This window comes from Streptomyces sp. NBC_00582 (assembly GCF_036345155.1).
Classification (GTDB): Bacteria; Actinomycetota; Actinomycetes; order Streptomycetales; family Streptomycetaceae; genus Streptomyces.
Genome location: NZ_CP107772.1, coordinates 8,984,297 through 8,998,665 on the forward strand (window position 1 = coordinate 8,984,297; position 14,369 = coordinate 8,998,665).

15 protein-coding genes and 1 pseudogene are annotated in these 14,369 nt (G+C 73.7%); 8 read left to right on the forward strand and 8 right to left on the reverse strand.

Going from position 1 to position 14,369, the window contains the following annotated elements:
• Window positions 1-32: 32 nt before the first annotated feature.
• Genes OG852_RS40760 through OG852_RS40770 form a run of 3 tightly spaced genes read right to left on the reverse strand, consistent with a single transcriptional unit; the run spans window position 33 to window position 2,988 of the window.
• Window positions 33-497 (reverse strand): NUDIX domain-containing protein, encoded by a 465-nt coding sequence (locus OG852_RS40760; RefSeq protein ID WP_330350488.1) that lies wholly within the window; start codon window positions 495-497, stop codon window positions 33-35.
• Window positions 494-2,032, reverse strand: coding sequence for an ATP-dependent DNA ligase (locus OG852_RS40765; RefSeq protein ID WP_330350489.1), 1,539 nt, complete (start codon window positions 2,030-2,032; stop codon window positions 494-496). Before OG852_RS40765 ends, OG852_RS40760 begins: the two co-directional genes overlap by 4 nt.
• A gap of 29 nt (window positions 2,033-2,061) precedes the next feature.
• Window positions 2,062-2,988 carry an NAD(P)/FAD-dependent oxidoreductase gene (locus OG852_RS40770; RefSeq protein ID WP_133915206.1) on the reverse strand — a complete coding sequence of 309 codons (927 nt, stop codon included), beginning with the start codon at window positions 2,986-2,988 and terminating at the stop codon, window positions 2,062-2,064.
• A gap of 78 nt (window positions 2,989-3,066) precedes the next feature.
• On the opposite strand from OG852_RS40770, the gene OG852_RS40775 reads away from it, so the two are divergent.
• From OG852_RS40775 to OG852_RS40800, 6 genes are all read left to right on the forward strand, one after another.
• The gene (locus OG852_RS40775; RefSeq protein WP_330350490.1) at window positions 3,067-3,639 is read left to right on the forward strand and encodes a helix-turn-helix domain-containing protein; all 573 of its coding nucleotides are present in this window, start codon (window positions 3,067-3,069) and stop codon (window positions 3,637-3,639) included.
• A gap of 90 nt (window positions 3,640-3,729) precedes the next feature.
• Complete coding sequence (locus OG852_RS40780; RefSeq protein ID WP_330350491.1) at window positions 3,730-4,707, forward strand: NADPH:quinone oxidoreductase family protein; 978 nt, start codon at window positions 3,730-3,732, stop codon at window positions 4,705-4,707.
• A complete protein-coding gene (locus tag OG852_RS40785) occupies window positions 4,704-5,885 on the forward strand; it encodes an acyl-CoA dehydrogenase family protein (RefSeq protein ID WP_330350492.1) in 1,182 nt (393 codons plus the stop codon). The genes OG852_RS40780 and OG852_RS40785 overlap by 4 nt, the downstream gene beginning before the upstream one ends.
• The gene (locus OG852_RS40790) at window positions 5,882-6,964 is read left to right on the forward strand and encodes an acyl-CoA dehydrogenase family protein (RefSeq protein ID WP_330350493.1); all 1,083 of its coding nucleotides are present in this window, start codon (window positions 5,882-5,884) and stop codon (window positions 6,962-6,964) included. Before OG852_RS40785 ends, OG852_RS40790 begins: the two co-directional genes overlap by 4 nt.
• A gap of 179 nt (window positions 6,965-7,143) precedes the next feature.
• Window positions 7,144-7,998, forward strand: coding sequence for a phosphatidylinositol-specific phospholipase C/glycerophosphodiester phosphodiesterase family protein (locus tag OG852_RS40795; protein WP_330350494.1), 855 nt, complete (start codon window positions 7,144-7,146; stop codon window positions 7,996-7,998).
• A 110-nt stretch (window positions 7,999-8,108) separates the two neighbouring features.
• A complete protein-coding gene (locus OG852_RS40800; protein WP_133915200.1) occupies window positions 8,109-8,303 on the forward strand; it encodes a hypothetical protein in 195 nt (64 codons plus the stop codon).
• A 30-nt stretch (window positions 8,304-8,333) separates the two neighbouring features.
• Here OG852_RS40800 and OG852_RS40805 read toward each other — a convergent pair whose 3' ends face one another.
• Window positions 8,334-9,566, reverse strand: a complete 1,233-nt coding sequence (locus tag OG852_RS40805) for a phosphodiester glycosidase family protein (RefSeq protein WP_330350495.1) — start codon at window positions 9,564-9,566, stop codon at window positions 8,334-8,336.
• 153 nt (window positions 9,567-9,719) lie between these two features.
• Complete coding sequence (locus tag OG852_RS40810; protein WP_330351583.1) at window positions 9,720-10,145, reverse strand: ABC transporter permease; 426 nt, start codon at window positions 10,143-10,145, stop codon at window positions 9,720-9,722.
• Window positions 10,146-10,300: 155 nt separating this feature from the next.
• Between OG852_RS40810 and OG852_RS40815 the strand changes: the two are divergent.
• Window positions 10,301-10,607 (forward strand): annotated as a pseudogene (locus OG852_RS40815) (response regulator transcription factor); the annotation flags it as partial.
• Here OG852_RS40815 and OG852_RS40820 read toward each other — a convergent pair.
• Window positions 10,582-11,787, reverse strand: coding sequence for a bifunctional class I SAM-dependent methyltransferase/NUDIX hydrolase (locus tag OG852_RS40820; protein WP_330350496.1), 1,206 nt, complete (start codon window positions 11,785-11,787; stop codon window positions 10,582-10,584). The pseudogene OG852_RS40815 and the gene OG852_RS40820 sit on opposite strands and share 26 nt — an antisense overlap.
• Before the next feature lie 224 nt (window positions 11,788-12,011).
• On the opposite strand from OG852_RS40820, the gene OG852_RS40825 reads away from it, so the two are divergent.
• Complete coding sequence (locus tag OG852_RS40825) at window positions 12,012-13,367, forward strand: dihydrolipoyl dehydrogenase family protein (protein WP_330350497.1); 1,356 nt, start codon at window positions 12,012-12,014, stop codon at window positions 13,365-13,367.
• Window positions 13,368-13,377: 10 nt separating this feature from the next.
• On the opposite strand, the gene OG852_RS40830 is transcribed toward OG852_RS40825, so the two are convergent.
• The gene (locus tag OG852_RS40830; RefSeq protein WP_330350498.1) at window positions 13,378-13,827 is read right to left on the reverse strand and encodes a carboxymuconolactone decarboxylase family protein; all 450 of its coding nucleotides are present in this window, start codon (window positions 13,825-13,827) and stop codon (window positions 13,378-13,380) included.
• A 26-nt stretch (window positions 13,828-13,853) separates the two neighbouring features.
• Entirely contained in the window at window positions 13,854-14,279 is a 426-nt protein-coding gene (locus OG852_RS40835; RefSeq protein ID WP_166663639.1) for an ATP-binding protein, read from the reverse strand.
• Window positions 14,280-14,369 lie beyond the last annotated feature (90 nt).

Consider the following 14,369-nt stretch of genomic DNA (forward strand, 5'->3'; position numbering starts at 1 on the left):
CGCGCCGCACCACGGCGCGCAACGCGTGCACGTCAGCGCGCGTGCTCCGCCAGACGGTCGAGAAACACGGCCTGCGCCGTGACGATCACCTCACGCGCCCGCGCCACCCCGTACCACGCCACCCGGTCCAGCTCGGGGAACTCCTGGACGCGCCCGGATCTCGGCGGCCACTCCATCGTGAACGTCCCGGGCGCGACCGTCGCCGGGTCCAGGTCCGCCTCGATCGCCCAGACCGTGACGATCTTGCCGTTGCTCTGCCTGACCTCCCCGAGGTCGATCGCCTCGCCGTCGGGCGGCTCAAGCCCCAGCTCCTCCCGGAACTCACGGCGGGCCGCGTCCCAGGCGGGCTCGTCGGGCTCGTACTCGCCCTTGGGGACGGTCCAGGCCCCGGCGTCCTTCTTCGCGAAGTAGGGGCCGCCCATATGGCCCAGCAGCACCTCGGCGCCGTCGCCCGTGTGCCGGAACAGCAGCAGGCCCGCGCTGCGCTTCGGGGTCACGGACGCACCTCCGGGTGGGCGGCGAGCAGGGTCTCCACCGTGTCGGCCTCCTGCGGGCGCTTGTCCTCGCGGTAGCGGACGACGCGGGCGAAGCGCAGGGTGACTCCGGCGGGGTAGCGGGTGGAGCGCTGGAGACCGTCGTAGGCGATCTCGACGACGAGTTCGGGGCGTACGGTCACCACCCAGCCGTCGTCCTTCATCGCGAGCTCCCGCAGGCGTTCGGTCTGCCAGCCGAGCATGGCGTCGGTCATCCCCTTGAAGGTCTTGCCGAGCATGGCGAAGCCGCCGTCGGCCGTCACGGCGCCGAGGTGGAGGTTGGAGAGCTTGCCGGTACGGCGGCCGTGGCCCCACTCGGCGGCCAGCACCACCAGGTCGAGCGTGTGCACGGGCTTGACCTTCAGCCAGGACGCGCCGCGCCGGCCCGCGCTGTACGGGGCGTCGAGGGACTTCACGACGACCCCCTCGTGACCGCGCCCGAGGGTCTCGGCGAGGAACTCCTCGGCGGTCGGAAGGTCCTGCGGGCCGTCGACCAGCGTCCGCCGCACCCGCATCGGCTCCGGGACCAGCCGCTCCAGTTCCGTATGACGTTCGGCGAACGGCAGGTCGAGCAGGTCCCGGCCGCCCACCGACAACGCGTCGAAGAACACCGGGGAGACCGGGACCGCCTCGGCGGCCGACGCCACGTCCACCCGGGAGCCGACCCGCCCGGCCGTCTCCTGGAAGGAACGGGGCCGGCCGTCCGCGTCGAAGGCGATGACCTCACCGTCCAGGATGAACCGCTCGCCCGCCAACTCCCGTGCCGCCGACGTCACCTCGGGCAGCCGGTCGGTGATGTCGTCGAGCGTGCGGGTGTAGAGGCGGATGGCGTCGCCGTCCCGGTGCACCTGGACGCGGATGCCGTCCAGCTTCTCCTCCACCGCGCAGCCGCCCAGCTTCTCCACCGCCTCGGCGACGGAGGACGCGGAGTGCGCCAGCATCGGCAGGACCGGGCGGCCGACGGTCAGCCGGAACGCCTCCAGCGCCGGCGGACCGTCCCTGAGCAGGGACTCGGCGACCGTCTGCAGGGACCCCGCGAGCATCACCGCCCGGCGTACGTCCGCCGGGGGCGCCCCGGTCGCCTGCGCCAGCCCCTCGACCGCCACCGCGTCCAGGGCGCCCTGGCGGACCTCGCCGGTGATCAGCCCGAGCAGGAACCGCTGTTCGTCCGCGGTGGCCGCGCCCATCAACGCGCCGACCAGCCGCAGCCGTTCGGCCTGGGAGCCGGGGCCGGAGACCTCGCCCAGCTCGCCGAGCAGCGCGTCGACCTCACGCACGGTCAGCGCCGGGGTCCCGGCGGGCTCGACCGGCCGGCTCAGCACCTTCCAGCCCACGCCGAGCCGGCCCTGCGGCAGCCGCCCGGCGAGGTAGGGGATGACGACCGGGACGTCCTCCGCCTCCGTCTCCCGGAACAGCTCCGCGAGCAGAGCGATCTTGCGGGAGCGCGCCGAGGTGGCCGCGACCTCCCGGGACACATCGGCGAGCCGGGTCAGCAGCATGCAGCCATGGTGCAACGCCGGTGCCGGGACTACACCCCGGTCGCGTCCAGGTCCGCGAGGAGCAGCTCGCCGTTGATCGCCGCCCCGGCCCGGTAGCCACGGCTCGCCGCGTTCACCACCTGCTCGGCGAAGCCGCTCGCGTTGCCCGCGGCCCACACGCCCGGCACGCTCGTCAGACCCCGCTCGTCGATCACCGGACAGGCGCCGAAGGGCGTTTCCCTCAGCTCGGCGCCGAGCTGGAGCAGCAGGTCGTTCCGCGGGACCGGGCGCGGGGCCACGAACAGGGTGTCCCGCTCGTGCGCGCTCCCGTCCCGGAGCCGTACGCCGGTCAGCCGGTCGTCCTCGATCCGCAGCCCCGCCACCTCGCCCGGCACCACCCGGACCCCGGCGACGGCCAGGCGGCGCAGGTCGTCGTCGGTCAGCTCCTCCTCGGCGACCCGGTGCAGGAAGAACGTCACGTCCTTGGACCACTGGGTGACCATCAGCGCCTGGTGCGCGCTCATCGGGCTCGTGGCGAGCACCCCGAACGCCCGGTCGCGGACCTCCCAGCCGTGGCAGTACGGGCAGTGCAGCACATCCCGGCCGAAGCGCTCCGCGAGCCCGTCCACCGCGGGAAGCTCGTCCTTCAGCCCGGTCGCGAGGACGAGCTGCCGGGCCCGCACGGTCCGGCCGGACGCCAGCTCCACGGCGAAGACCTCCTCCTGGCGCGCGGCCACGGCCCGGTCCCGGACCAGCTCCACGCCGTAGCGGGCGATCTCCTCCCGCCCCTTGGCGAGGAACTCCGCGGGCGGCATGCCGTCCCGGGTCAGATAGCCCTGCACATGGGCGGCGGGCGCGTTGCGCGGCTCGCCCGCGTCGACCACCAGCGTGCGGCGCCGGGCCCGGCCCAGCACCAGCGCGGCCGACAGCCCCGCGGCACCGCCGCCGACGACGATCACTTCGTACGTATCGGTCATGGTGACCACCTCCACCGAGACGGTGACCCGGACAGCACAGGATTGACAAAGACATTTGCCGAACCTGCAATGAGCGGTATGAGTGCCGAAGACGTTCTGGCGGAAGTGGGTCCCCGGCTGCGCCGGATCCGGAAGGAGCGGGAGGTGACCCTGGCGGCGCTGTCCGAGGCGACCGGGATCTCGGTCAGCACCCTGTCCCGGCTGGAGTCGGGGCTGCGCAAGCCCAGCCTGGAGCTGCTGCTGCCGATCGCGCAGGCCCATCAGGTGCCCCTGGACGAGCTGGTCGGCGCACCGCCCGTGAGTGATCCCCGGGTGCGGGCGAAACCTTTGGTCCGGCACGGGCGCACCTTCTGGCCGCTGACCCGGCAGCCCGGCGGACTCCAGGCGTTCAAGGTGCTGGTGCCGCAGGGCGTCGAGGAGCCGGACCTGCGCACCCACGAGGGCTACGAATGGCTGTACGTGCTGGCCGGGCGGCTGCGGATGGTGCTCGGGGAGCACGACGTGGTGCTGACGGCGGGGGAGGCCGTGGAGTTCGACACGCGCGTGCCGCACTGGTTCGGGTCGACGGGGGAGGGGCCGGTGGAGTTCCTCAGCCTGTTCGGTCCGCAGGGGGAGCGGATGCACGTACGGGCCAGGCCCTCGCGAAGGTGACGTTTGCCGGGGACTGTTTCCAGGTGGGCAAGCGACCGCTTAGTATGCGCGGGAGCCCGGTCAGACGACGCAGTCCCGTGGAGGCACCGCATGCAGGCATGGCAAGTGCACGAGAACGGCGAGCCGAGTGAGGTGATGCGCCTGGAGGAGGTGGCGCGGCCCACGCCCGGCGACGGCCAGGTCCTGCTGAAGGTGCGTGCCGCGAACATCAACTTCCCGGACGTGCTGATGGCGAAGGGCCAGTACCAGGTGCGGCCGCCGCTGCCGTTCACGCCGGGCGTGGAGATCTGCGGGGAGACCGAGGACGGCCGGCGGGTCATCGCCAACCCCGCCCTGCCGCACGGAGGCTTCGCCGAGTACGCCGTCGCGGACGCCGCCGCCCTGCTGCCCGCCCCGGACTCGCTCGACGACGCCGAGGCCGCCGCCCTGCACATCGGCTACCAGACGGGCTGGTTCGGCCTGCACCGCCGGGCCCGCCTGGAGGCCGGGGAGACGCTGCTCGTCCACGCTGCCGCGGGAGGGGTCGGCAGTGCGGCCGTACAGCTCGGCCGGGCGGCCGGCGCACGGGTCGTCGGCGTCGTCGGCGGTGCCGCCAAGGCCGCCGTGGCGCGGGAGCTGGGCTGCGACGTCGTCATCGACCGCACGAGCGAGGACGTGGTCGCCGCCGTCAAGGAGGCGACCGGCGGCCGGGGCGCCGACGTCGTCTACGACCCGGTCGGCGGGGACGCCTACACCCAGTCCACCAAGGTCGTCGCCTTCGAGGGCCGCATCGTGGTCGTCGGCTTCGCCGGCGGGGTCATCCCGCACCCGGGGCTCAACCACGCCCTGGTGAAGAACTACTCGATCCTGGGCCTGCACTGGGGTCTGTACGCCACCAAGAACCCCCGACTGATCCTGCACTGCCACGAGCAGCTCACCGAGCTGGCCGCGAAGGGCGCCATCAAGCCGCTGGTCAGCGAGCGGGTGCCGCTCGACGGTGCCGCCGACGCGGTGCAGCGGGTCGGTGACGGGCGCACCACGGGCCGCGTGGTCGTCGTCCCGACCCTGGAGAACGGAGCCGCCGCATGACCGACGCAGCCGAACTCAAGCGCCGCACAGCCGAGTTGCTGGCCGCGCACCCGCCCGCCTCCACCGACCGCCTCGACTTCCTCAAGGCCCGCTTCGACGCGGGACTGGCCTGGGTGCACTACCCGGAGGGCCTCGGCGGTCTCGGCGCCCCGCGCTCCCTCCAGGTCGTCGTGGACGCCGAGCTGGAGGCCGCCGGCGCTCCCGACAACGACGCGCGCCGCAACGGCATCGGGCTCGGCATGGCCGCCCCCACGATCCTCAAGTACGGCACCGAGGAGCAGAAGCGGCGTTATCTGCGGCCCCTGTGGATCGGCGAGGAGGTCTGGTGCCAGCTCTTCAGCGAGCCCGGCGCCGGCTCCGACCTCGCGGCCCTCGGCACCCGGGCGGTCCGGGAAGGCGACGACTGGGTCGTCAACGGACAGAAGGTGTGGACGTCCGGCGCGCACAACTCCCGCTGGGCCATCCTCATCGCCCGCACCGACCCCGACGTGCCCAAGCACGCCGGCATCACCTACTTCGTCTGCGACATGACCGACCCCGGTGTCGACGTCCGTCCGCTGCGGCAGATCACGGGTGAGGCCGAGTTCAACGAGGTCTTCCTCACCGACGTCCGCATCCCCGACTCCCGCCGCCTCGGCGGGATCGGCGACGGCTGGCGCGTCGCGCAGACCACGCTCAACAACGAACGCGTCGCCATCGGCGGTATGCGGCTGCCCCGCGAGGGCGGCATGATCGGCCCGGTCGCGAAGACCTGGCGCGAACGCCCCGCCCTGCGCACCCACGACCTGCACCAGCGGCTGCTCACGCTGTGGGTGGAGTCCGAGGTCGCCCGGCTCACCGCCGAGCGGCTGCGCCAGCAGCTCGTCGCCGGGCAGCCCGGCCCCGAGGGCGCCGGCATGAAGCTCGCCTTCGCCCGCCTCAACCAGGAGATCAGCGGCCTCGAGGTCGAACTCCGCGGCGAGGAAGGCCTGTTGTACGACGACTGGACCATGCGCCGCCCGGAGCTGGTGGACTTCACCGGCCGGGACGCCGGATACCGCTATCTGCGTTCCAAGGGCAACAGCATCGAGGGCGGGACCAGCGAGGTCCTGCTGAACATCGTCGCCGAGCGCGTCCTGGGCCTGCCCGCCGAGCCGCGCACCGACAAGGACGTCGACTGGAAGGACCTGGCCCGATGACGGATCTTCTCTACTCCGAGGAGGAAGAGGCGCTGCGGTCGGCGGTACGCGACCTGCTGGCCGACCACTGCGACGCCCCCGGTGTCATCGCCCGCACGGAGTCGGACACCCCGCACGACCTGGCGGCCTGGAAGGCGCTCACCGACGGCATGGGCCTCGCGGGCCTGCTGATCCCCGAGAAACTGGGCGGCCAGGGCGCCACTCACCGCGAAGTCGCCGTAGTGCTGGAGGAGTTGGGCCGCGCGGTCGCTCCCGTGCCCTATCTGACCAGTGCCGTCGTCGCCACGGAGGCGGTGCTGGCCTGCGGTGACGAGGAACTGCTCGGCCGACTGGCGTCCGGCCGGACGATCGGCGCGCTGGCGGTCGGGCTGCACCACGCTCCCGGCGCCGCCTTCACCGCCGTACGCGTCGAAGGGGGTGCCCTGCACGGGGAGCTGACCGGCATCGCGGACGCCGTCGCCGCCGATGTCCTCCTCGTGCCCGCCGAGGACGGCGGCCTCCACGCCGTCTCCGTCGCGGACACCGACGCGGTGACCGTCACCCCGCAGATCGCCTTCGACCTCACCCGCCCCCTCGCCACCGTCACCCTCACCGGTGCCCCCGGCCGCCGCATCGGCGACGCCGGACCCGCCGTACGCCGGGCCCAGCGCGCCGGTGCCGGCCTGCTCGCCTCCGAGCAACTCGGACTCGCCGACTGGCTGCTGACCGAGACCGTGCGCTACCTCAAGGAGCGCAAGCAGTTCAACCGGCCCGTCGGCGGCTTCCAGGCGCTCAAGCACCGGCTCGCCCAGCTCTGGCTGGAGGTCGTCAACCTCCGCGCCGCCGCCCGGGGCGCCGCCGACGCCCTCACGACCGGCGAGGACGCCGACCTCGCGGTGGCCGTGGCCCAGGCCTACGCGGCCGGTGTCGCGGTGCACACCGCCGAGGAGGCGCTGCAACTGCACGCCGGGATCGGCATGACCTGGGAACACCCCGTCCACCTGTACCTCAAGCGGGCCAAGTCCGACTCCATCGCCTACGGCACGGCCGGCGCCCACCGGTCGGCCGTGGCCGAACTCGTCGATCTGCAGGCCCCCTGACCCCGTCGCCGTTCATCCGGTGAAGCCCGCCCCACCTGGGGCGGGCTTTTCGGTGTGGCGGGGCGGAAGGAGTGAACGGACCGAGGCGGTCCGGCCAACTCCCGGCAGGTACAGGTTCCTTGGGGGCGCACGGCCCCATACTCCCTGTGGTTCGGACCCGCCCCACAGGGAGGAACACCATGGCCCACGTCACCCGCCGCAGAGTGCTCACCGGTCTCGCCGCGACCACCGCCGCCGTCCTCGCGCCGCCCGCCGGCAGCGCGTTCGCCGACGGACAGCGGCACGGGCCCCGCCCACTGTGGCGCGCCCACGCCCACAACGACTACGAGCACCCCCGCCCCCTCTTCGACGCGCTCGACCACCGCTTCGGCAGCGTCGAGGCCGACATCTTCCTCGTCGACGGCGAAGTCCTCATCGCCCACTCGGCGGACGAACTCGATCCCACCCGCACCCTCGAAGGCCTCTACCTCGCCCCGCTCGCCACCCGCGTCAAGGCCAACCACGGTTCCGTGTACCGGGGGCACCGCCGGCCCCTCCAACTGCTCATCGACATCAAGACCGAGGGGTCGTCCACCTACCTCGCCCTGGACGAGCTCCTGAAGCGCCACCGGCACCTGTTCACCACGTACGCCCACGGCAGGATCCGGCGCGGCCCCGTCACGGCCGTCATCTCCGGCGACCGGGCCGCCCGCGTCCCCATGGAGGCGCAGACCGTCCGCCGCGCCTTCTACGACGGCCGCCTCACCGACCTCGGCACCAGCGAGGCCTCCTTCGCCTCGCTCATCAGCGACAACTGGACCCTCAACTTCACCTGGCTCGGGGTCGGCGCCTTCCCCGCGGCGGAGCGGACCAAGCTGCGCCGGATCGTGGACACGGCCCACGCGCGCGGGCAGCAGGTCCGCTTCTGGGCCACCCCCGATCTGGCAGGACCCGAGCGCGACGCCCTGTGGACGGAACTCCTCGCGGCCGGCGTCGACCACCTCAACACCGACGACCTGGCCGGCCTGGAAGCGTTCCTCGACGCACACCGCTAGGGCGGGACACCACCCGTTCGGACGACAGGCCAGCCGCCCGGACGAACCCTCCGTTACGCCACACTTGCGGCCGAACGCCGTGAAAGCGGACGTGATGGAGGAGGTTGGCGATGGCCATTTCCATTTCCGTGGTCCTGTTGCTGTTGATCCTTGCGGTGGTCTTCATGCGCAACAGCGGACTGAAGATCTCGCACGCACTGACCTGTCTGCTGCTCGGCTTCTTCCTGGCCGGCACCAGCATGGCCCCCACCATCCACAGCGGCCTCACGGCGACGGCCGAGCTCGTCGGCAGCCTTCGACCGTGAGGCCGCTCCGGTCCCGGTGGGGGACCGGCCCTACGGCGTGAACACCCCCACACCGTTGGCCACCGACCGCTCGCCCCCGTCGGACGGATGGTTGCGGACGGCGACCCTGGTCGAGCCCGTCGGACGGGACACCAGGGTCGAGGAGCCGCCGCCGTCCAGAGCGAAGCCCTCGGTCGCCCCGAGGCCCTTCAGGGCGGCGGCGACCTCCGCGATCGTCATCCCCCCGCGGTAGGCGGCCCCGCCGTCCAGCGCGAACAGCACCACCCGACCACCCCCGTCGGCCACGCCCACCGCCGTCCGCACGGACGAGGTGCGCGTGTCCAGCCCCGCCAGCGGCTGACCGCCCCGCAGCAGCGGATGCCCGCCGATGGCGAAGCGGTACGCCGTGCCCGACGCGGACGTGAGTCCGTGGCGCACCGTCACCCGGTCGCCCACCCTCAGCAGCCTCAACTGCTCCGCGCCCGCCTCCCGGCCGACGAGGACCGTGGTGCCGGCCGCGACGGCGCCGCTGCCGGGTGTCGTGGAGACCGCGACGACCCGGTCCTCCCCGACCGTCACCTCGTAGGTGCGGGTGCTGCACGGCGCGCCCCGGCTGGTGTCGGTGCCGCAGGTGGCACGCTTGCGCGAGACGCTGCCCCAGTCCGCGGTGAACGCGCCGACGGAGTTCTCCGGCAGCGCGTACTGGTTGAGCCCGGCCAGTCTCAGCCGCCCCGGCGCGGCGGTGACCGTGCCGTCGAGTGTCAGCGTGTCCAGCCGGGCCCTGCCGTCGGCGCCGACCCCGAGCACCGCCCGGGTGTCGGTGCCCGGCGGCAGTGCCGGCCCGAACCGCTGGGCCCCGGGCACCGCCGCCTTCAGCTCATGGCCGTTCGCGATCGCCGGCCCCACGCTCGCTCCGGTCACGGGGACACCGGGGTGCTGGGTCTCGGAGACGTTGAAGAAGTCGCCGTTGACACCGCCCACGGCCCTCTGGGCGTCGGCCATCGAGGAGAGGGACGCGCGGGAGGCGACCTTCCCGGGGTACAGCAGCCCGAGCCGCACCTGGCTGTTCGTGAGGTCCACGTCGAGGACATGGACGCGGGTGACCCCGGCGGCCGCCGACACGTCGTACTGACGGTAGGTCACACCCGGCGCCACCGGGGTCCAGTTCGCGGCACCGGCCGGCGCGGCCCCCGCGAGGGTCACGCCGGCCAGTGAGCCGAGGGCGGTGAGCAGCGTCGCCGCCGATCGGCGGCGTGCCCCGGACCATTGATGACGTCTTGTCATGAAATCCCCCTGAGTGGATGGGGCCGCAACCTTCTCACGGGCCACGGGACCGTCCGCCGGAAGTCAGGGGGGCGACACCACGAGAACGGGTGACAGAACCACGAATCCGAGTGCCTTCCCAGGCTTTTCGGGCGTGCCGCCGACGCGTTCGTGCTACTCGGTGCGCAGCGCGGTCGCCGTACGGACCCGGACGGCCCGGCCGGCCGGCAGCAGCGCGCCCAGGACCGCCACGGCCGTTCCGGCCACGGCGAGGAGGGCGAGCAGCGGAGTGCCGTAGCCCGAGAGGACCGACTCCGGCAGCCGCGGCCCGGCGCTGCGGCCCATGGACCGGGTGACGACACCGTGCACCGACATCCCGAGCGGCACCCCGCCGGCCGCGCCCACGAGCCCGGCCGGCACCACCGGCGTCAGGACCGGGGCGTGGGTCTGCCGGGGCGTCATACCGAGCGCCTTGTGGACGCCCAGCTCACGGATCGGTTCTTGGGTGTCCAGGACGACCCCGCCGAGCACCCCGAGGCCGGCGACGGCGACCAGCATCAGCGTGAGCAGGGCGGTCATCGAGTCCATCGCCTCGGCCATGTCGCTGCCGTTGACGTACGCGGCGCTCGTCGCGCCGAGCCCGAGCGGCTTCAGCGCGGTGGCGAGGCCTTTGGCGGAGGCGTCCGCGTCGGTGCCGGGCTCCAGCTCGACGGCCCAGCCGGTGACCGTCAGGTCCGGATCGGCGGCCCTCAGGGGGCGACACGCTGCTCGCGCCCGCCATCACCCGCCGCCTCGTCGAACGCTTCGCCCGCACCGGCGCCGAGACCGCCGCCCTCCACCGCGACCTGGCCGGTCTGACCCCCCCGTGAGCTCGACGTCCTGCGGCTGCTCGCCCGGGGCCTGAGCAACGCCGAACTCGCCGAGCGGCTGCGTCTGTCCGAGGCGACCGTGAAGACGCATGTCTCCCGTGTCCTGACCAAGCTCCGCCTGCGCGACCGGGCGCAGGCGGTGGTGGTGGCGTACGAGACGGGGCTGGTCAGCCCGCGGGCGGGGGAGCGGTGACGGGGGCCGCCGCGTAGGGCGTGAAATGGGCCGGGGCGTGGTCGATCGGCAGGTCCGGGCGCCAGGCCGTCAGCGACTGGGCGCTGCACTCGAACAGCGAGGGCGGCAGTCGGTCCAGCGGATACCAGCGCCAGTCGCCCACGCTCTCGCCCGGCTGGTCGGCGGGCTCGCCCGTCCACCGGTCGACGACGGCGCCGACCGTCATCCGCACCACCCCCTCAACCCGGTCCAGGCTGGTGCCGAGCAGCCGTACGTGCGACGGGTCCGCGCGCAGCCCGGTCTCCTCGCGCAGCTCCCGTACGACCGTCTCCTCCAGGGACTCCCCGGGCTCCACCGTGCCCCCGGGCAGCTCCCAGGTGCCCCGGCGGTGGCGGCCGAGGAGCAGCCCCCGGGGGCCGTGCACGATGGCGCCCACGCCGAGGGCCGCGTGCGCGACCGGCGGGTGCGCGGTGCGCGGACGGGCGGAGATACGCGGCGGGCGCCGGGCGCGGAAGACCCGGTAGGAGGCGCGGTTGACGGCCGGGTCGGGCGCGTCGACCCTCTCCACCCGCTCGACGCGCAGACCGTGACCGGTGAGGAGCTCCTCCCACCGCTCGGTGCCGAGCACCCACATCCGGACCGTGGCCTCTCCGCCGCCGGCGAACCGCAGGGTCTCGGGACGGTCGACGAGCTCGTCGGTCGGGCCGTCCCCCCGCGAGTCGGTGTGCAGCACGCTGAAGCACAGCGTTCCGCCGGGCTTCAGCGCGGTCGCCAGCGCCGGCAGCAGCCGACGGGGATCGACGTACGGGACGGCGTTGACGGCGTAGATCACGTCGTACGGCTCCGCCGCGCGCAGATGGGTGACGGCGTCCGCGTGCACCAGACGCAGGCCGGGCAGGGAGCCGTAGCGGGCGCGGGCCCGCTCGATCTGGCCCGGCGCCGCGTCGACGGCGTCCACCTGCGCGCCGTACGCCCGCACCAGACGGGCGGCGTGCCGGGCCGTGCCACAGCCGAGATCCAGCACGCGCCGCCCGGTCAGCTCGCCGAGGAACGCCTCGTCGGGCCCGGCGCCCGGGAAGCCCCAGTCGATCCGCTGCGCCTCCGTCAGGACGGTGCCGCGCCGCAGGTGGTGGACGGCGTAGGCCTGCCAGGCCTCGGCGTTGACGGACTCCGGTCCGGGCGGCGGTAGGGACTCGGGCATCGGCGGCCTCCAGGGGGTCGGTCGGCTGACCGGGCGATTCTTACCGGGCCGCCGCGGGGGCAATCACCGGTGTCGGGGGGCGCTGCGTGCGCTGTGGGGTCGGCGCCCGTGCACGCAGGGACACGAGGGGGGCCTCCGGCGGCTCTAGCGTCGGGGTGCGGCGGGCCGGGCGGTCGGACGTGCGGCCGTACGCGTGAGGGTGTGCGCACAGGAAGGGCAGGGGCATGGACGAGCAGGTGGACGTGGTCGTCGTGGGGCTGGGGCCGGGCGGCGAGCATGTCGCGGGCACCCTGGCCGAGGCGGGGCTGGACGTGGTCGGGGTCGAGGCGGAGCTCGTGGGCGGGGAGTGCCCCTACTGGGGCTGTGTGCCCAGCAAGATGATGATCCGGGCGGCGAACCTGGTCGCCGAGGTGTGCCGGACGCCCGCGTTGGCGGGTGCGGCGAGCGTGACACCGGACTGGTCGAGGGTCGCCGACCGTATCCGCCGCGAGGCGACGGACGACTGGAACGACCACGTGGCCGTGGAGCGGCTGGAGTCCAAGGGCGGCCGACTGGTCCGGGGCACCGGACGTCTCGCCGGGGACCGCCGGGTGACCGTCGGCGAGCGCACGTTCGCGGCGCGCCGGGGTGTCGTGCTCGCCACGGGCGGCCGTCCCCGGATCCCCTCCGTGCCGGGGCTGGCGGGGACCCCGTACTGGACCAACCGGGACGCGATGGCGGCCAAGGAACCGCCGGCGTCGATGATCGTGCTGGGCGGGGGCGCGGTGGGCGTCGAAGTCGCCCAGGTCTTCGCCCGGTTCGGCTGCCGGGTCACGGTGCTGGAGGGGCGGGAACGGCTGCTGACGCAGGAGGAGCCGGAGGCGGGGGAGCTGGCGGCCGAGGCGCTGAGGGCGGACGGGGTGACCGTCCTGACCGGCGTGAGGGCCCGTCAGATCGGCTACGGCGCAGCCGGATTCGGGGTGAGCGTCGAGGGCGAGGTGCTGCACGCCGAGCGCCTGCTGGTGGCGGCGGGGCGGTACGCCGATCTCGTCGGCCTCGGCGTGGACACGGTCGGGCTGGACCCCGGGGCCCCGGCGGTCCCGACGGACGGACGGATGCGGGCGGCGGACGGTCTGTGGGCCGTCGGCGACCTCACCGGACGCGGCGCCTTCACCCATGTCTCCATGTACCAGGCGCAGATCGCCGTCCGTGACATCCTCGGGGAGCCGGGCCCGGAGGCCGACTACCGCGCCCTGCCCCGGGTCACCTTCACCGACCCGGAGATCGCGGCCGTGGGTCTCACCGAGCGCGGGGCCCGCGCCCAGGGCCTGCGCGTCCGTACGTCGGTGACCCCGCTCTCCGCCTCCACCCGCGGGTGGATCCACGGGCCGGGCGGCGACGGATTCCTCAAGCTCGTCGAGGACGCCGACCGGGGCGTCCTGGTCGGCGCGACCTCGGCCGGTCCGGCCGGCGGCGAACTGCTGTACGGCCTGAACGTCGCCGTCCACGCGGAGGTCCCGGTGGAGCGGCTGCGGCACATGATCTACACGTACCCGACGTTCCACCGCGCGGTGGAACCGGCCCTGGCGGCGCTGCGCTGACCGGACGGGGTCAGCGCACGGGGTGCTTGCTGAGGACGGACACCCGGTTGAAGGCGTTGATGGTGACGGCGACCCAGATCACCGCGGAGATCTGATCCTCGGTGAGGGCCTTCCGGGCCTCGGCGTACGCGGCCTCCTGGGCGTCGGCGTCGGTGGGGTGGGTGGTCGCCTCGGCGAGCGCCAGGGCCGCGCGCTCCAGCGGGGAGAACAACTCGGTGTCCCGCCAGGCGGCCAGGACGCCGAGCCGGCGGGTGTCCTCGCCGGCCCGCACGGCGGCCCTGGTGTGCAGGTCCAGGCAGAACGCGCAGCCGTTGAGCTGCGAGACCCGCAGATTGACGAGTTCCACGACGGTCCGTTCCAGACCCGCGTCGGCGGCGGTCGCCCGTACGGCCTCGGACGTCTGGACCAGTGCGTGGTAGGCCTTGGGGCTCTGCTTGTCGATGAAGATCCTGCGCGTCATGCTTGAATATTAAAGCATTCAGCCGCTCAGCCCAGCAGCGGATCGTCGAACAGGGCGAGCCGGGCCGTGACGCGCTTGCCGACCGGCTCCCGCTGCGCCTCGAAGCCCTGGGCCACCGCCATCACGATCTCCAGCCCGTGCTGCCCGACCCGCCCGGCATCGGCCGCCCGGGCCAGCGGAAGCGTCGGATCGCTGTCCCACACCTCTATCTCCACCGTGCCGCCGACGATCCGCAGGTGGAGCAGGACCGGTCCGGGCGCGTACTTCAGCGCGTTGGTGACCAACTCGCTGACCACCAACTGTGCCAGGTCCAGGGTGCGGGCCGACACCGGCAGCCCGTGCTCGGACTGGGCCCGGGTCAGGAAGTCCACCGCCTGACTCCGGGCGACAGCGATACAGCCGTCGGCCCCGTCCAGGGCCATGGTCACCTCGGCAGGTGCGGAATCCGGCATCCGGGAACACTCCTCGAGCGGGACGGCTTCCCTGCCGATGATCTGCGATACCCCGTTCATGGGCGCGCGACTACCCCGTAATCCCCGCGC

Coding starts and splice junctions, on each gene's coding strand:
- OG852_RS40775 (WP_330350490.1), top strand. CDS start 3,067: ATGAGTGCCGAAGACGTTCTGGCGGAAGTGGGTCCCCGGCTGCGCCGG.
- OG852_RS40800 (WP_133915200.1), top strand. CDS start 8,109: ATGGCCATTTCCATTTCCGTGGTCCTGTTGCTGTTGATCCTTGCGGTG.
- OG852_RS40830 (WP_330350498.1), bottom strand. CDS start 13,827: ATGACGCGCAGGATCTTCATCGACAAGCAGAGCCCCAAGGCCTACCAC.
- OG852_RS40810 (WP_330351583.1), bottom strand. CDS start 10,145: ATGGCCGAGGCGATGGACTCGATGACCGCCCTGCTCACGCTGATGCTG.
- OG852_RS40790 (WP_330350493.1), top strand. CDS start 5,882: ATGACGGATCTTCTCTACTCCGAGGAGGAAGAGGCGCTGCGGTCGGCG.
- OG852_RS40765 (WP_330350489.1), bottom strand. CDS start 2,032: ATGCTGCTGACCCGGCTCGCCGATGTGTCCCGGGAGGTCGCGGCCACC.
- OG852_RS40780 (WP_330350491.1), top strand. CDS start 3,730: ATGCAGGCATGGCAAGTGCACGAGAACGGCGAGCCGAGTGAGGTGATG.
- OG852_RS40825 (WP_330350497.1), top strand. CDS start 12,012: ATGGACGAGCAGGTGGACGTGGTCGTCGTGGGGCTGGGGCCGGGCGGC.
- OG852_RS40805 (WP_330350495.1), bottom strand. CDS start 9,566: ATGACAAGACGTCATCAATGGTCCGGGGCACGCCGCCGATCGGCGGCG.
- OG852_RS40785 (WP_330350492.1), top strand. CDS start 4,704: ATGACCGACGCAGCCGAACTCAAGCGCCGCACAGCCGAGTTGCTGGCC.
- OG852_RS40820 (WP_330350496.1), bottom strand. CDS start 11,787: ATGCCCGAGTCCCTACCGCCGCCCGGACCGGAGTCCGTCAACGCCGAG.
- OG852_RS40770 (WP_133915206.1), bottom strand. CDS start 2,988: ATGACCGATACGTACGAAGTGATCGTCGTCGGCGGCGGTGCCGCGGGG.
- OG852_RS40835 (WP_166663639.1), bottom strand. CDS start 14,279: ATGCCGGATTCCGCACCTGCCGAGGTGACCATGGCCCTGGACGGGGCC.
- OG852_RS40795 (WP_330350494.1), top strand. CDS start 7,144: ATGGCCCACGTCACCCGCCGCAGAGTGCTCACCGGTCTCGCCGCGACC.